We start from the raw sequence: 16643 nt of genomic DNA on the forward strand, positions 1-16643 counted from the left end.
CGCGTCCGGCTCGGTATGGTAACGCACCCGCGCATAGATAGGTGGTAGCTGTGCGGACGCCTTCGCGGGCAAGCCCGCTCCCACGTTCGACCGAATTCCAAAGGTAAAACTTGATCAATTGCGCGAGATAGGGGTGGCTGTGCGGACGCCTTCGCGGGCAAGCCCGCTCCCACGTTCGACCGCATTCCAAAGGTAAAACTTGATCAATTGCGGGAGATAGGGGGTGGCTGTGCGGACGCCTTCGCGAGCAAGCCCGCTCCCACGTTCGACCGCATTCCAAAGGTAAAACTTGATCAATTGCGGGAGATCGGGGGTGGCTGTGCGGACGCCTTCGCGAGCAAGCCCGCTCCCACATTCAACCGCATTCCAAAGGTGAAACTCGATCAATTGTGAGAGCGGGCTTGCCCGCGATGAGGCCCTGTCAGGCGCCGACAACCCCACCGTCATCCCGCCGAATCGCCATCACTGACGAGCGCGGTTTACCGTTGGGCAGATGCTGTGGCCAGGTCGAACCACCGGTTTCCCCAGGGTGCTGAATCCCCACGAACAGCGTCTTCTGATCCGGCGAAAAGCTGATCCCCGTGACCTCACACGCCACCGGCCCGACCATGAAACGGCGAATTTCGCCGGTCGTCGGGTCGGCACACAGCATCTGGTTATTGCCCATGCCGGCGAAGTCGCCCGCGTTGCTGTAGTCGCCGTCGGTCAGAATCCACAGGCGCCCGGCCTTGTCGAAACCCAGGCCATCGGGGCTGTTGAACATGTTTTGCGGGTTGATGTTGGCAGAGCCGCCTTTGGGTGTGCCGGCATGCACACCCGGGTTACCGGCCACCACAAACAGGTCCCAGGTAAAGGTCGGGGCGCCGTGGTTATCGGAATCGGCTTTCCAGCGCAGGATCTGGCCGTAGACATTTTTCTCGCGCGGGTTGGGCCCGCCCACGGGCTGGCCGTCTTCGCCGCGCTTGGCGTTGTTGGTGAGCGTGCAGTAGACCTGGCCATCGGTGGGGCTGACCACGATCCATTCCGGGCGGTCCATGCGGGTGGCTTTCACCACACTGGCGGCCAGGCGTGCATGGATCAGCACTTCGGCCTGGCTGGCGAAACCGCTGCTGGCGTCGATGCCGTTTTTGCCGTGAGTCAGCTCGACCCATTCGCCTTTGCCCTTGGGATGATCGGCATTGCCGTCGCCAGCGTCGAAAATGGCCACGTATAACGTGCCGTGGTCGAGCAGGTCCTTGTTGGCTTTCGGGTTGTGATGATTGATCGGATCGCGGCTGACAAATTTGTAGATGAACTCACCGCGTTCGTCGTCGCCCATGTACACCACGGCACGCCCGTCGCGGGTTTCTGCCAGCGCGGCGTTCTCGTGCTTGAAGCGACCAAGGGCGGTGCGCTTGACCGGCGTGGACTTCGGGTCGAACGGGTCAATCTCCACCACCCAACCATGCCGGTTGAGTTCATTGGGGTTCTTGGCCATGTCAAAACGCGGGTCGTGCGGGTGCCAATTGATCTCTTTGCTGGTGGCCACCACGCCGTAGCGCTTTTGCCCCGCGTCAAAGGTTTGTTGAGGGTTGCTGCTGCCGAAGCAGTCGGTGAAGTTCTCTTCACACGTCAGATAAGTGCCCCACGGCGTCTTGCCGTTGGCGCAGTTCTGGAAGGTGCCGAGCACGTTTTTGCCGGTTTTGTCAGCGCTGGTTTTCAGCCATTCATGCCCTGCGGCCGGGCCGCTCAGGCGAATGGGCGAGTTGCCGTGGATACGTCGGTTGTAGCGCGAGTCCTGGACGAACTGCCAACTGTCGCCCTTGCGCCGCACCTCGATGACCGACACACCTTCGCTGGCCTGGGCCTTGCGCACGTCTTCGGCAGACTGCGGCGCACCGCCGTGGGCGAAGAGGTAACGGTAGTTGGTGTATTCGTTGTTGATCGCCATGAGTGCGCGGTTGTCGTCGCCAGGGAAGGCGAACAGGCTCATGCCGTCGTTGTTGTCACCGAATTGCTGCTCCTGGGCCTTGGCGCTGCCGTTGCCGGACGGGTCAAAGGCCGGGCCATTCTTGTGCAGCGGCTGGCCCCAACTGATCAACACCGAGGCGGTGTAGCCGGGCGGCAAGGTGATGGCGTCGCTGGTGGCGGCGGCGATGCTGGTAAAGCCCAACAACGGGCTGGCGGTCGCGGCATTCACGGCCAATGCGCTGCGGGTCAGCAGGTTGCCACCCAGGAACATCGCGGCACCGCACAGGGCGCCGGCGCCGATAAAACGACGGCGGGTGAGGCCGACCATCTGTTCGAGGTCAGTGGCTTGGTTTTCTTCTAATAGGCTCATTTCAGGCTCCCTGCGGTTTTTGCAGACACCTTAAGGAGCGGTCGTGACGAAATTGTTGCAGTTTGAAGGCGAGCGCAGCACGCCCGCCCGTTAAACCGGCGTGCCGAGCAACACGTTGCTGGGCGAGAACTGCACCTGGATCGGTTGGCCTTCGGCGGCGCTCAATCCCCTGAGCGCGGCCGGCTGCGCCAGGGCGCACAAAACCTGGCCATTGGGCAGGGCGATACGCACCTCGCTGGGGCCGTCATCGGCGGCGAAAACCGTCTCGATGACACCGCTCATGCAATTGTGTCCAGGTGTTGCAGTTTGCTCGGTGGCGAGCAATTCCAGCCAACCGGCCTTGATCAAGGCCACCACTTCTGTGCCGATCTCAAGTTCCAGCCGCTGCGTGCTGTCGTGGGTGATCTGCGCCTTCAGGCTCAGGCCGCCGGACAGTTGCAGGCGGATCACGTCATTGCGGCCGTGGCTCTCAATGCTGCTGACCTGGCCGTGCAGTTGGTTGCGCGCGCTGGTGCGCAGCATCAAGCGGCCCAGCAGGTTGAAGTCGCTGGCATCTTCGTCCGAATCGAGCACCTGCGCCTGCAGCACTTGCAGGCGCTGGTAGAGGCGCAATACGCGCTCACCTTCGGCCGTCAGCTTGGCGCCGCCGCCGCCCTTGCCGCCGACGCTGCGTTCGACCAGTGGTTTTTGCGCCAGGTTATTCAGTTCATCGATGGCGTCCCAGGCGGCCTTGTAGCTCAAACCGGCGCTTTTCGCCGCGCGGGTGATCGAACCCTGCTCGGCGATGTGCGCCAGCAGGGCGATACGCTGGGGACGGCGGATGATGTGTTGGCTGAGGGAGGTCGGCAGAGACATGTGCGCACGCTTGGATAAGGTCAGCGGACGTTGCAGGCGTGGCGCACGGGAGTCAAGTCATGTGCCGGGTTTTGGCGTGCGTGCCAGGCAGTAGATGTCGACCTGGCGCGCACCGGCTTCCATCAACAGCCGGGCCACGCTGTGGGCCGTAGCGCCGGTGGTGAGTACGTCGTCCACCAGCGCCAGGTGGCGGCCTTGCACGTGGGCGTCAGGTGCCAGTGAAAACGCCGTGAGCAGGTTGCGTTTACGGGTCCTGGCGTCCAGGGCTTGTTGCGCGACGGTTTCATGGGGGCGTAACAACATCTGTTCATCGTGGGGGAGGTCGAGGTCTTCGCTGAGCCAGCGGGCCAGCATCAACGCCTGGTTAAAACCCCGTTGGCGCAGGCGTTTGCGCGCCATGGGCACCGCCAGCAGGCAGTCGGGCCGGGCGAGTTCGGCGTTGTCGAAGCGGTGTTGCAGGTGGTGCCCCAGTAAACGCGCGAGCAGATGGCCGAGCGGCCAGCGTGACTGGTGTTTGAAGCGGCTGATGAGTGTGTCGACCGGGAAACTGTAGGTCCAGGGCGCAATCACCCGTTTAAAGGCCGGTGGTTGCTTCTGACATTGGCCGCACACCAATCCATCCATCGGCAGCGGCAGCGCACACACTTCGCAGTGCTCCATTAGCCACGGCAGTTCGATTTCGCAGACGTTGCACACGCAATCGCTGGATTCTGTAGCTTCATCGCAGATTAAACAGTGCTGGTTGTTTTTTAACCAGATGTAAACCTTGTGTTTGTGTTCGGGTTGACAGTGCATGAATCTTCCTTAAATATGCCGAGCATCCGTGTCGTGCCTGTGGGTATTGCCCTTCCCACAGCGAAAGCCCAAGCATAATCAAGGAATCGCCCATGAGCGCCAGCACCACTGCCACCCTGCGTCACGATTGGTCCTTAGCCGAAGTCAAAGCGCTGTTTGTACAGCCCTTCAATGACCTGTTGTTCCAGGCGCAGACCGTGCACCGCGCGCATTTCGACGCCAACCGGGTGCAGGTGTCGACCTTGCTGTCGATCAAAACCGGCGCCTGCCCGGAAGATTGCAAATATTGTCCGCAGTCGGGCCACTACAACACCGGCCTGGAAAAAGAAAAGCTGATGGAGGTGCAGAAGGTCCTCGAAGAGGCCGCTCGCGCCAAGGCCATCGGTTCGACCCGCTTCTGCATGGGCGCCGCCTGGAAACACCCGTCGGCCAAAGACATGCCGTACGTGCTTGAAATGGTCAAAGGCGTGAAGGCCATGGGCCTGGAAACCTGCATGACCCTCGGTCGTCTCGACCAGGACCAGACTGAAGCCCTGGCCCAGGCCGGCCTCGACTACTACAACCACAACCTCGACACCTCGCCCGAGTTCTACGGCAGCATCATCACCACCCGCACCTACGGCGAGCGCCTGCAAACCCTGGCTTATGTGCGCGATTCCGGGATGAAAATCTGCTCGGGCGGCATCCTCGGCATGGGCGAGTCCCTCGACGACCGCGCCAACCTGCTGATCCAGTTGGCCAACCTGCCGGAGCATCCGGAGTCGGTGCCGATCAATATGCTGGTGAAGGTGGCCGGTACGCCGCTGGAAAACGCCGAAGACATCGACCCGTTCGACTTCATCCGCATGCTGGCGGTGGCGCGCATCCTGATGCCGCAATCCCATGTACGCCTGTCGGCCGGTCGTGAGGCGATGAACGAGCAGATGCAGGCCCTGGCGTTTTTCGCCGGTGCCAATTCGATCTTCTACGGCGACAAGTTGCTGACCACCGCCAACCCGCAGGCAGACAAGGACATGCAACTGTTCGCGCGCCTGGGCATCCTGCCGGAAGCGCGTGAAGAGCACGCGGATGAAGTGCATCAGGCGGCGATTGAGCAGGCGTTGGTTGAGCAAAAGAGCAGCGAGCAGTTTTATAACGCTGTTGTTTGATTGAAATGCACTCCAAATGTGGGAGCGGGCTTGCTCGCGAAGGCGATCGGTCAGTTGATAGATGCAGTGACTGATACACCGCCTTCGCGAGCAAGCCCGCTCCCACATTTTTGACCGAGTTCCACCTGATCTACCGAGGCCTGCATGTCTTTTGATCTCGCCGCGCGTCTCGCTGCCCGCCGTGCCGAACACCTGTACCGTCAACGTCCCTTGCTGGACAGCCCCCAAGGCCCGCAAGTGGTGGTGGACGGCCAACCGCTGTTGGCGTTCTGCAATAACGATTACCTGGGCCTGGCCAATCACCCGCAAGTGATCGAAGCCTGGCGCGCCGGTGCGTCCCGTTGGGGCGTGGGCGGTGGCGCTTCGCACTTGGTGGTGGGCCATGCCACGCCGCACCACGAACTGGAAGAAGCCCTCGCCGACCTGACCGGTCGCCCGCGTGCACTGCTGTTTACCACTGGCTATATGGCCAACCTCGGTGCGGTCACCGCGTTGGTGGGGCAGGGCGATACGGTGCTCGAGGACCGGCTCAACCACGCGTCGCTGCTGGATGCAGGGTTGTTGTCCGGGGCGCGATTCAACCGCTATCTGCATAACGACGCCGACAGCCTGGCCAAACGGCTGGAGAAGGCGACCGGCAATACGCTGGTGGTCACCGATGGGGTATTCAGCATGGACGGCGACCTGGCTGACCTGCCAGCGTTGGCCCGTGAAACCAAGGCCAAAGGCGCCTGGTTGATGGTGGACGATGCCCATGGTTTTGGCCCGTTGGGCGCAAAGGGTGGCGGGATCGTCGAGCATTTCGGCCTGAGCCAGGAGGACGTGCCGGTACTGGTCGGCACCCTGGGCAAAGCGTTTGGCACCGCCGGGGCGTTTGTGGCGGGCAGCGAAGAACTGATCGAGAGCCTGATCCAGTTCGCCCGGCCGTATATCTACACCACCAGCCAACCGCCGGCATTGGCCTGTGCAACCTTGAAGAGCCTCGAGCTGCTGCGCACCGAACAGTGGCGACGCGAGCACCTCAATAACCTGATCCGCCAGTTCCGCCGGGGCGCCGAGCAGATCGGCCTGGCATTGATGGACAGCTTTACGCCGATCCAGCCGATCATGATCGGCGACAGCGCCAAGGCCATGCGTCTGTCACAGATGTTGCGCGAGCGCGGCCTGATGGTGACTGCTATTCGCCCGCCTACCGTGCCAGCCGGCAGTGCCCGACTGCGCGTGACATTGACGGCGGCCCACAGCGAGGCGCAGGTGCAGCTATTGTTAAGCGGATTGGAAGAGTGTTTCCGTTTGTTAAGCATCACGGAGCCCGACCATGCGTGATCGGCTGATATTGCTGCCTGGCTGGGGCCTCGGCGTTTCACCGCTGGAGCCTTTGGCCGTCGCCTTGCGCGGCCTCGACGAACACCTGCACGTGCACATTGAGCCATTGCCGACGCTGGCTTCGAGTGATCTGGATGAATGGCTCGACGAACTCGACGCCACGCTGCCGGACAACGCCTGGCTGGGCGGCTGGTCCCTGGGCGGCATGCTCGCCTCCGAGTTGGCGGCGCGGCGTGGCGAGCGTTGCTGCGGCCTGCTGACGTTGGCGAGCAACCCGAGTTTTGTCGCTCATGAAAGCTGGTCCAACGCGATGCCCGCCGAAACCTTCGATGCGTTCCTCGCCGGTTGCCACGCCGATTCCCAGGTCACCCTCAAACGCTTCGGCCTGCTGTGCGCCAAGGGTGCCGAAGACCCCCGCGGGCTATCGCGCTTGTTGGTCAGCGGGGCACCGAATACGCCTTCCAATGTGCTGATGCCGGGCCTGGAACTGCTCGCCCAACTGGATACCCGTGCGGCCTTGCAGGCCTATCGCGGCCCGCAACTGCACCTGTTTGGCGGCCTGGATGGCCTGGTGCCCGCCGAAGCCGCCAGCGATCTGCTGGCCCTGCTGCCTGATGTTGAAATCGGCCTGATTGAACAGGCCGGTCACGCTTTTCTTCTGGAGGACCCTCACGGTGTAGCGGGGGCCATCCAGGCTTTTTTGCATGAGTGCGTTGATGACTGATTTATCCCACCCCTCACTGCCGGGTGCCTTGCCGGACAAGCGCCAGGTGGCGGCGTCGTTTTCCCGTGCGGCGGCCAGCTATGACAGCGTGGCCGAGTTGCAGCGCGCGGTGGGGACTGAACTGCTGGCTCGCTTGCCGGCGGGCAGCGCGCCGCAACGCTGGCTGGACCTGGGCTGTGGCACAGGGTTTTTCAGCCGCGTGTTGGGCGAACGATTGCCTGGCAGCCAGGGTGTCGCGCTGGATATTGCCGAGGGCATGCTCAACCACGCGCGGCCATTGGGCGGTGCCGAGCATTTCATCGCCGGGGACGCCGAACGCCTGCCTTTGCAGGCGGACAGTTGCGGGTTGATCTTCTCCAGCCTGGCGGTGCAATGGTGTGCGAATTTCGACGCTGTGCTCAGCGAGGCCCGCCGCGTGCTGCACCCTGGTGGCGTGCTGGCATTCGCGAGCCTGTGCGTGGGCACCCTGGATGAGTTGCGCGAAAGCTGGCGTGCGGCGGATGGGTGGGTGCACGTCAACCGCTTCCGCACCTTCGAGGCTTATCAACAGTTGTGCGCCGCCAGCGGCTTGCGGGTGGTGAGCCTGGAGCGCCGGCCCCATGTATTGCACTACCCGGATGTGCGCAGCCTCACCCACGAACTCAAAGCGTTGGGCGCGCATAACCTCAACCCGGGTCGTCCGGGAGGCTTGACGGGGCGCGCGCGGATTGTTGCACTGGTGGACGCTTACGAGCAGTTCCGTCAGGCCCAGGGCCTGCCCGCCACGTATCAAGTGGTGTATGCCGTACTGGAGAAACCTCTATGAGCGCCGCTTACTTCATCACGGGCACCGACACTGATGTCGGCAAGACCACCATCGCCGCCGGCCTGCTGCATGCCGCACGGCTCGCGGGAAAAAGTACCGCTGCCGGAAAACCGGTGGCCTCTGGCTGTCAGGTGACGCCCAAAGGTCTGCGCAATGCCGACGCTTTGGCGCTGCTGGCTGAGTGTTCGTTGCCGCTGAGCTATGCCGAAGTCAACCCGGTGGCGTTCGAGCCGGCTATCGCGCCTCACCTGGCGGCGCGCGAAGCGGGCGTTGCCTTGACGGTGCAATCGCTCTTGAAACCGATGCAGCAAATACTGGCGCGGCAGGCAGATTTCACCCTGATTGAAGGTGCGGGCGGCTGGCGCGTGCCGCTGGCCGATCAGGACAACCTGTCGGACCTGGCCATGGCGCTCAAGTTACCGGTGATCCTGGTGGTGGGCGTGCGCCTGGGCTGTATCAGCCATGCCTTGCTGACCGCTGAAGCCATCGCGCGGGACGGTTTGCCGTTGGCTGGCTGGGTGGCGAATATCATCGACCCCAAGACCTCTCGTCTGGAAGAGAACCTCGCTACCCTGGCTGAACGGTTGCCCGCGCCATGCCTGGGCCGCGTGCCGAAACTCAAGCAGGCCAGCGCCGAAGCCGTGGCTGAGTACCTGGAATTGGACCTGCTTGACTGATTTTGGCTATCGCTAAGGCATTATGCCATTAGTGTTTTTGACGGGCGTTTTGCCAGGATGTCTGCTTCAATTCAGGTTCACGATTCTCTAAAGGCAGGCTTACGCCATGGAAATCTCTGGAAGCAGCGCGTTTTATTCGGGGCTGAGCACTATTCAGGCCGGGCAGAACCGCGTCGACCAGGCCGCCGGCAATATTGCCAGCGCCGCGACGACCCAGCCCTCCGACGCCCAAAGCGACCGTTTGCAAGCCAACGATCGCGCCCAGCCGTCCAACTCGGCGAGCAATATGGTCGAAATGGCCCAGGGCAAGTTTCAAGTGGAGCTGGGCGCCAAAGTTGCCAAGGCTTCGAATGAAATGCTCGGCACCTTGATCGACACCTACGCTTAACGCCCTCATACGCGGGCTCTCGCTTTCTGTGGGAGCCGGCTTGCCTGCAATGGCAGCTACTCGGTTTGCCTGATACAGCGCGGCGCCTGTATCGCAGGCAAGCCAGCTCCCACCGTTGTCCTGTTTAGCTCTCTGGAATTTCTACAGTCCTTTTTGATGTGGCGTACCGCCGCAGGCCTTGCTGTGCGCGCCGTTGATCCGGGTCATGACAAATGGCGCCTGGACGATGCTTGACAACCCCAGGTCGTAAACGTATGTTTCAAACACCTGTTTGACCGCCATAACAAATCCACGCGGTTGTTCATCCCAGATACATCAGCAGAGGTTTATCGCTATGCCTGACTACAAGGCCCCCTTGCGTGATATTCGCTTCGTTCGTGACGAACTGCTCGGCTATGAAGCGCACTATCAGAGCCTGCCGGCTTGCCAGGACGCTACCCCGGACATGGTTGACGCCATTCTCGAGGAAGGCGCCAAGTTTTGTGAGCAAGTGCTGGCACCGTTGAACCGCGTTGGTGACATCGAAGGGTGCACCTGGAGCGAGTCAGGCGTTAAGACCCCTGCTGGTTTCAAAGAAGCCTACAAGCAATTCGTCGAAGGCGGCTGGCCAAGCCTGGCCCACGACGTGGAGCACGGCGGCCAAGGCTTGCCGGAATCCCTGGGCCTGGCCGTCAGCGAAATGGTCGGTGAAGCCAACTGGTCGTGGGGCATGTACCCAGGCCTGTCCCACGGTGCAATGAACACCATCTCCGAGCACGGCACCCCGGAACAGCAGGACGCTTACCTGACCAAACTGGTCTCGGGTGAGTGGACCGGCACCATGTGCCTGACCGAACCCCACTGCGGTACCGACCTGGGCATGCTGCGCACCAAGGCCGAGCCTCAGGCGGACGGTTCCTACAAAGTCTCCGGCACCAAGATCTTCATCTCGGCCGGTGAGCACGACATGGCCGACAACATCGTCCACATCGTGCTGGCTCGCCTGCCGGACGCACCGGCCGGCACCAAAGGCATCTCGCTGTTTATCGTGCCTAAATTCCTGCCGAACGCAGATGGCTCGATCGGTGCGCGCAACGCGGTGACCTGTGGCTCCCTGGAGCACAAAATGGGCATCCACGGTAACGCCACGTGCGTGATGAACTTTGACGCGGCCACCGGTTTCCTGATCGGCCCGGCGAACAAAGGCCTGAACTGCATGTTCACCTTTATGAACACCGCTCGCCTGGGCACTGCGCTGCAAGGCCTGGCCCACGCTGAAATCGGCTTCCAGGGCGGCCTGAAATACGCTCGCGATCGTCTGCAAATGCGCTCCCTGACTGGCCCGAAAGCGCCGGACAAAGCCGCTGACCCGATCATCGTGCACCCTGACGTGCGCCGTATGCTGCTGACCATGAAAGCCTTCGCCGAAGGCAACCGTGCGATGGTGTACTTCACCGCCAAGCAAGTGGACATCGTCAAGTACGGCACCGACGACGAAGCCAAGAAACAGGCCGACGGCCTGCTGGCATTCATGACGCCGATCGCCAAGGCATTCATGACCGAAGTCGGTTTTGAATCCGCCAACCACGGCGTTCAGATCTACGGCGGCCACGGCTTTATCGCCGAGTGGGGCATGGAGCAGAACGTTCGCGACAGCCGCATTTCGATGCTGTACGAAGGCACCACCGGCATTCAGGCGCTGGACCTGCTCGGCCGTAAAGTGCTGATGACTCAAGGCGAAGCGCTCAAGGGCTTCACCAAGATCGTGCACAAGTTCTGCCAGGCCAACGAAGGCGTTGAAGCCGTCAAAGAGTTCGTTACACCGCTGGCTGCACTGAACAAGGAGTGGGGCGAGTTGACCATGAAGGTCGGCATGGCCGCGATGAAAGACCGTGAAGAAGTCGGCGCCGCTTCGGTGGATTACCTGATGTACTCCGGCTACGCGTGCCTGGCTTACTTCTGGGCCGACATGGCGCGCCTGGCTGCCGAGAAACTGGCTGCCGGCACCACTGAAGAGGCGTTCTACACCGCCAAGCTGCAGACGGCGCGCTTCTACTTCCAGCGCATTCTGCCGCGTACCCGCACCCACGTTGCAACCATGCTGTCGGGCGCCAGCAACCTGATGGACATGAAAGAAGAAGACTTCGGCCTGGCTTACTAAGCCTTTCCGGATCTTTTGAAAGCCGCCGCTCCCTTGGGAGCGGCGGTTTTTTATTGGCTGATAAAAAACACAGCGCCGCACTCAGGGATTGCAGTTGGCTGCCGTTACAGTGATGGCAATGTGATGCAGGTCACAGTGAATGTGCTTAACTGTGTGCAGTGAAGGCACTGTGCCATCTTTTTTTGAGCGGGTCGGAGCTTTACCCTTGTTGCGCGTGTCCGCTGTACGTTTCAGTCATTTCCTTCCTTCATTACTGCTGTTACTGGCCGGGCTCTCGGCTGCGTACGTCAAAGATCTCAACGTCTTCTTCACCTCGCTGTTCAACGTGTTGCCTACCCTTGTGCTGTTGCTCGGCGGTTCGTACTGCGCGGTGTATCGGCGCCAGCGTGAGCTGTTCCTGATGATCACGGTGTATGTCGTTTACTTCCTGTTGGACGCCCAGACCGATTACTACCGCGACAACGGCCGTGTCCGTGAAGACGCGGCGGTGGTCTTTCATCTGTGTTGCCTGTTGCTGCCGCTGCTGTTCAGCATCTACGCGGTGTGGCAGGAGAAAACCCACCTGTTCCGCGACTTCGTTGCCCGCTGCGCTGTGCTGCTTGCCATCGGCAGCGTGGCACTGGCGCTTGAGCAAAGTTTCCCCCAGCCCCTGCTGAACTGGCTGGCGGAGATTCGTTGGCCGGCGTTGCACGGCAGTTGGATGAGCCTGATCCAATTGTCGTACCCCATGTTCCTGATTGGTTTTGTCACCCTGGCGGCGCAGTACTGGTACCAGCCGCGGCCTTTGCACGCCGCGCAGTTGGTCGGTTTGCTGGGGTTGTTCTGGATGTTGCCGCAAACCTTCATCCTGCCGTTTACCCTGAACATCATGTGCAGCCAGGTGATGCTGATGATCGCGGCCGGTGTGGCGCATGAGGCCTATCAAATGGCCTTTCGTGATGAGCTCACCGGCTTGCCGGGCCGCCGGGCGCTCAACGAGCGTATGCAGCGGCTGGGGCGCAATTATGTGTTGGCGATGAGTGACGTCGATCACTTCAAACGGTTCAACGACACTCACGGTCATGACGTCGGCGACCAGGTCTTGCGCCTGGTGGCCAGCAAGCTGTCCAAGGTCAATGGTGGCGGGCGGGCCTATCGGTATGGCGGTGAAGAGTTTGCCGTGGTCTTTGCAGGCAAGACCCTGGATGAATGCATGCCGCACCTGGAGGAGATCCGCGAGATCATCGCCAACTACGACATCAAGCTGCGCAACCCGGACCGTCCCCATGACGACCTGCAGGGCCGCCAGCGCCGTGCAGGCAGCGGTGCGTCGAGTGTGTCGGTGACGGTCAGCATCGGTGTGGCCGAACGCCAGGCTGAACAGCGCAGCCCTGAGGAAGTGCTCAAGTCCGCCGACCAGGCGCTGTACGCCGCCAAGGGCGCCGGGCGCAACTGTGTGGTCGCGGCCGGGCAAACCCGTCGTGGCGCGGTGCGCATGGAAAACGCTGCCGGTTGAGTGATGGTGGTGTATTCAGCGGTTCTACAGTGATTGTTTGCGGTCGTGGCCGGCAGTAGGTTGAAACCATCTGCTGCCGGAGACATCGCCATGCCTGAGTACAAAGCTCCCCTGCGCGACATGCGCTTTCTGATCGACAACGTGTTTGATTTCCACGGCCATTACGCTGCCTTGGGCGCTACCGACGCCAGCCCGGACATGGTCAGTGCGATCCTCGAGGAAGGCGCCAAGTTCTGCGAGAACGTGCTCGCCCCGCTCAATCGCAGTGGTGATGAAGAGGGCTGCCATTTCGATAATGGCGTGGTCACCACGCCCAAGGGCTTCAAGCAAGCCTTCGCCCAGTACGTGGAAGGCGGCTGGCACGGCGTGGCGGCGGACCCGGCCTACGGCGGCCAGGGCTTGCCGCATTCGTTGGGCCTGGTGCTGAGCGAAATGATCGGCTCCAGCAACACCTCCTGGGGCATGTACCCGGGGCTCACGCACGGTGCGATGTCGGCGATCCACGCCCACGGCACCGAGGAACAGAAAGCCACCTTCCTGAACAAACTCACCGCCGGTGAATGGACCGGCACCATGTGCCTGACCGAAGCCCACTGCGGCACCGACCTGGGGCTGATCAAGACCCGCGCCGTGCCCCAGGCGGACGGCAGTTACGCCGTCACCGGCAGCAAGATCTTCATCTCGGCCGGTGAGCATGACCTGAGCGCCAACATCATCCACCTGGTACTGGCCAAATTGCCGGATGCGCCGGCAGGCACCAAGGGCATCTCCTTGTTTATCGTGCCCAAGTTCCACGCGGATTCGGGGGAGCGCAACGCGGTGCACTGCGGCTCAATCGAGCACAAGATGGGCATCAAGGCTTCGGCGACGTGTGTGCTGAACTTCGACGGTGCCAAAGGCTTTCTGATCGGCGAGGCGAACAAAGGCCTCAACTGCATGTTCACCATGATGAACCACGCACGCCTGGGCACTGGCATGCAGGGCCTGTGTAATGGCGAGACAAGCTTCCAGGGCGCGATCAAGTACGCCAACGATCGCCTGCAAATGCGTTCACTGACCGGCGCCAAAGCCCCGGACAAAGCCGCCGACCCGATCATCGTGCACGCCGATGTGCGCCGCATGTTGCTGACCATGAAAGCCTTCAATGAGGGCAACCGCGCGCTGACGTATTTCACCGCGCAACTTCTCGACACCGCGCACCTGAGCAGTGACGCCACGCAACGTCAGGAAGCTGAAGACCTGCTGGCGTTCCTCACGCCGATCTGCAAAGCCTTTATGACCGAAACCGGGCTGGAAGTGACCAACCACGGCATGCAGGTATTCGGCGGCCATGGCTACATTCGCGAATGGGGCATGGAGCAGTTGGTGCGCGATTGCCGGATTGCGTCGATCTATGAAGGCACCAACGGCATCCAGGCCCTCGACCTGCTGGGGCGCAAGGTGCTGGGTAGCCAGGGCAAGTTGCTGCGCGGGTTTACCAAGATCGTGCATAAGTTCTGTGCGGCGAATGCCGAGCATCCGCAGCTCAAGGCCCATGTGGAGCAGCTCAATCAACTAAATCAGCAGTGGGGTGAGTTGACCGTCAAGGTGGGGATGGCGGCGATGAAAAATCCGGATGAAGTGGGCGCGGCGGCGATGGATTACTTGATGTACAGCGGTTACATCATCCTCGGTTACCTGTGGTTGCGTATGGCGATCACCGCCCAGGCACTCGACGACACCGAGTTTGCCAAAGCCAAGCTGGCGAAGTGCGACTTCTACTTCAAGCGCTTGCTGCCGCGCACGGCAACGCACCGAGCTGCTGTGGAGGCGGGCAGTGAGTGCTTGATGAGTCTGCCGGCGGAGGCGTTTGGCTTGTCGTGACTAAAAAATACCAATCAGTCACAAGTGGACCCTATGTGTCTGAAAAGTTGTTCGGGTACACTCGGAGTCTGTAAAACCGATCCTATCGAATCACTTTTCATGTTCTCACGAGGTTTGCCATGGCTGATTACAAAGCGCCGCTGCGTGATATGCGCTTCGTCCTCAACGAAGTGTTTGAGGTCGCTAATACTTGGGCCCAATTGCCGGCATTGGCAGACACCGTGGATGCCGAAACCGTTGAGGCGATCCTTGAGGAAGCTGGCAAGGTCACCGCTAAATCCATCGCTCCGCTAAGCCGCAACGGCGATGAGCAAGGCTGCCGCTGGGCCGACACCGTGGTCAGCACGCCGGAGGGTTTCCCTGCGGCTTACAAAACCTACGCCGAAGGCGGCTGGGTGGGTGTAGGCGGTGATCCGGTGTTTGGCGGTATGGGCATGCCCAAAGCCGTCTCGGCCCAGGTTGAAGAGATGATCAACTCGTCGAGCCTGGCGTTTGGCCTGTACCCGATGCTGACGTCCGGTGCCTGCGTGTCGATCAACACTCACGCCAGCGAAGCGCTCAAGGCGACCTACCTGCCGAAGATGTACTCGGGTGAGTGGGCCGGTTCCATGTGCCTGACGGAAGCGCATGCCGGGACTGACCTGGGGATGATCCGCACCAAAGCTGAGCCTCAGACGGACGGTTCCTACAAGATCAGCGGCACCAAGATCTTTATCACCGGCGGCGAACACGACCTTACCGAAAATATTATCCACCTGGTGTTGGCCAAGCTGCCGGATGCGCCGGCGGGCCCCAAGGGTATCTCGCTGTTCCTGGTGCCGAAGTTCATGGTCAATGCCGACGGCAGCCTGGGCGCGCGGAACCCGGTAACCTGCGGCTCCATCGAACACAAAATGGGTATTCAGGCGTCCGCCACCTGCGTGATGAACTTCGACGAAGCGGTGGGTTACCTGGTGGGTGAGCCCAACCGTGGGTTGGCGGCGATGTTCACCATGATGAACTACGAGCGTTTGGGGGTGGGTATCCAAGGCTTGGCGTCCGGCGAACGTTCCTACCAGAACGCGATTGAATATGCGCGCGACCGCCTGCAAAGCCGTTCGCCGACCGGCGCCAAGGCCAAGGATAAGGTGGCTGATCCGATCATCGTGCACCCGGACGTGCGCCGTATGCTGCTGACCATGAAGGCTTCGAACGAAGGCGGTCGTGCGTTCTCCACCTATGTGGCCACACAGTTGGACATCGCCAAGTTCAGCGAAGATGCCGCCGCCCGCGAGCGCGCCGACAACCTGGTGGCGTTGCTGACGCCAGTCGCCAAGGCCTTCCTCAGCGACTTGGGCCTGGAAACGACCGTGCTCGGCCAGCAAGTGTTTGGTGGCCACGGCTACATTCGCGAGTGGGGCCAGGAGCAACTGGTGCGGGACGTACGCATCACCCAGATCTACGAAGGCACCAACGGCATCCAGGCGCTGGACTTGATGGGCCGCAAGATTGTCGGCAGTGGCGGTGCGTTTTATACCCTGTTCGCCGACGAAATCCGTCAGTTCATCACCACGGCTGGCCCCGAGTTGGGCGAATTCACCCGTCCGCTCAGCGCGGCAGTGGATAACCTGGATGAATTGACTGCCTGGGTGCTGGACCGCGCCAAGGCCAACCCGAATGAAATCGGCGCGGCTTCGGTGGAGTACTTGCACGCCTTTGGCTACATGGCTTACGCCTACATGTGGGCGCGCATGGCCAAGGCGGCGTGGGGCAAGGAGTCTGAAGAAGACTTCTACGCCAGCAAGCTGGGCACCGCACGCTTCTACTTCGCCCGCCTGCTGCCACGTATTCATTCGCTGAGTGCGTCGGTAAAAGCCGGCAGTGAATCACTGTTTTTGCTGGATGAAGCACTGTTTTAAGGGCTTGGAGGGCGTGTAAGCATTCTCTTACATGACGTGCTGCTATTCGTCCTCTATCGCCAAATTGGATCCACGGATAATCTACTTCACATGGACGTCGCGCAGGAAGCGCAAAGCAACAACACGGACACGTAGGATTCTGCCAGGACGGCGGAGTGAAATGGATGTCAGGGAAACAGTCTGCAAAGCCCCGCTTCGGCGGGGTTTTC

14 protein-coding genes are annotated in these 16643 nt (G+C 61.3%); 10 read left to right on the forward strand and 4 right to left on the reverse strand.

Annotated features, from left to right (window positions below; translation table 11 throughout):
• Window positions 1–421 precede the first annotated feature (421 nt).
• The 3 genes from ACI77D_RS23590 to ACI77D_RS23600 all read right to left on the reverse strand — a co-directional run bounded on the left by ACI77D_RS23590 (window position 422) and on the right by ACI77D_RS23600 (window position 3970).
• Window positions 422–2320 carry a PhoX family protein gene (locus ACI77D_RS23590; RefSeq protein WP_407017600.1) on the reverse strand — a complete coding sequence of 633 codons (1899 nt, stop codon included), beginning with the start codon at window positions 2318–2320 and terminating at the stop codon, window positions 422–424.
• A gap of 90 nt (window positions 2321–2410) precedes the next feature.
• On the reverse strand, window positions 2411–3175 hold the full coding sequence (locus ACI77D_RS23595; protein ID WP_064454423.1) for a TOBE domain-containing protein: 765 nt from the start codon (window positions 3173–3175) through the stop codon (window positions 2411–2413).
• Window positions 3176–3232: 57 nt separating this feature from the next.
• A complete protein-coding gene (locus ACI77D_RS23600) occupies window positions 3233–3970 on the reverse strand; it encodes a ComF family protein (protein ID WP_221295777.1) in 738 nt (245 codons plus the stop codon).
• 92 nt (window positions 3971–4062) lie between these two features.
• On the opposite strand from ACI77D_RS23600, the gene bioB reads away from it, so the two are divergent.
• From bioB to ACI77D_RS23630, 6 genes are all read left to right on the forward strand, one after another.
• Entirely contained in the window at window positions 4063–5118 is a 1056-nt protein-coding gene (gene bioB / locus ACI77D_RS23605) for a biotin synthase BioB (RefSeq protein WP_064454421.1), read from the forward strand.
• A 144-nt stretch (window positions 5119–5262) separates the two neighbouring features.
• A complete protein-coding gene (bioF, locus tag ACI77D_RS23610; protein WP_221295776.1) occupies window positions 5263–6444 on the forward strand; it encodes an 8-amino-7-oxononanoate synthase in 1182 nt (393 codons plus the stop codon).
• Complete coding sequence (locus tag ACI77D_RS23615) at window positions 6437–7168, forward strand: alpha/beta fold hydrolase (RefSeq protein ID WP_407017601.1); 732 nt, start codon at window positions 6437–6439, stop codon at window positions 7166–7168. Before bioF ends, ACI77D_RS23615 begins: the two co-directional genes overlap by 8 nt.
• Window positions 7161–7973, forward strand: coding sequence for a malonyl-ACP O-methyltransferase BioC (bioC, locus tag ACI77D_RS23620; protein WP_128589035.1), 813 nt, complete (start codon window positions 7161–7163; stop codon window positions 7971–7973). Before ACI77D_RS23615 ends, bioC begins: the two co-directional genes overlap by 8 nt.
• Window positions 7970–8650: a dethiobiotin synthase gene (gene bioD / locus ACI77D_RS23625; RefSeq protein WP_064454417.1), complete on the forward strand. Its 681-nt coding sequence runs from the start codon at window positions 7970–7972 to the stop codon at window positions 8648–8650. Before bioC ends, bioD begins: the two co-directional genes overlap by 4 nt.
• A 106-nt stretch (window positions 8651–8756) precedes the next feature.
• Entirely contained in the window at window positions 8757–9038 is a 282-nt protein-coding gene (locus ACI77D_RS23630) for a hypothetical protein (RefSeq protein WP_053258342.1), read from the forward strand.
• Between the two features lie 141 nt (window positions 9039–9179).
• Here the strand turns inward: ACI77D_RS23630 and ACI77D_RS23635 are convergent, their stop codons facing one another.
• Window positions 9180–9320 (reverse strand): hypothetical protein, encoded by a 141-nt coding sequence (locus tag ACI77D_RS23635; RefSeq protein WP_156526311.1) that lies wholly within the window; start codon window positions 9318–9320, stop codon window positions 9180–9182.
• A gap of 52 nt (window positions 9321–9372) precedes the next feature.
• Here ACI77D_RS23635 and ACI77D_RS23640 point away from each other — a divergent pair, with 52 nt between their 5' ends.
• The 4 genes from ACI77D_RS23640 (at window position 9373) to ACI77D_RS23655 (ending at window position 16434) form a co-directional block, all read left to right on the forward strand.
• The gene (locus tag ACI77D_RS23640; RefSeq protein ID WP_221295775.1) at window positions 9373–11178 is read left to right on the forward strand and encodes a phenylacyl-CoA dehydrogenase; all 1806 of its coding nucleotides are present in this window, start codon (window positions 9373–9375) and stop codon (window positions 11176–11178) included.
• A 205-nt stretch (window positions 11179–11383) separates the two neighbouring features.
• Window positions 11384–12673 carry a diguanylate cyclase gene (locus ACI77D_RS23645; protein WP_064454415.1) on the forward strand — a complete coding sequence of 430 codons (1290 nt, stop codon included), beginning with the start codon at window positions 11384–11386 and terminating at the stop codon, window positions 12671–12673.
• Window positions 12674–12763: 90 nt separating this feature from the next.
• Window positions 12764–14536 carry an acyl-CoA dehydrogenase C-terminal domain-containing protein gene (locus ACI77D_RS23650; RefSeq protein WP_407017602.1) on the forward strand — a complete coding sequence of 591 codons (1773 nt, stop codon included), beginning with the start codon at window positions 12764–12766 and terminating at the stop codon, window positions 14534–14536.
• A gap of 119 nt (window positions 14537–14655) precedes the next feature.
• The gene (locus ACI77D_RS23655; protein ID WP_262666402.1) at window positions 14656–16434 is read left to right on the forward strand and encodes an acyl-CoA dehydrogenase C-terminal domain-containing protein; all 1779 of its coding nucleotides are present in this window, start codon (window positions 14656–14658) and stop codon (window positions 16432–16434) included.
• The last annotated feature ends 209 nt before the right edge of the window (window positions 16435–16643 follow it).

Source organism: Pseudomonas sp. O39, assembly GCF_045447295.1.
Taxonomy (GTDB): Bacteria; Pseudomonadota; Gammaproteobacteria; order Pseudomonadales; family Pseudomonadaceae; genus Aquipseudomonas; species Aquipseudomonas antarctica_A.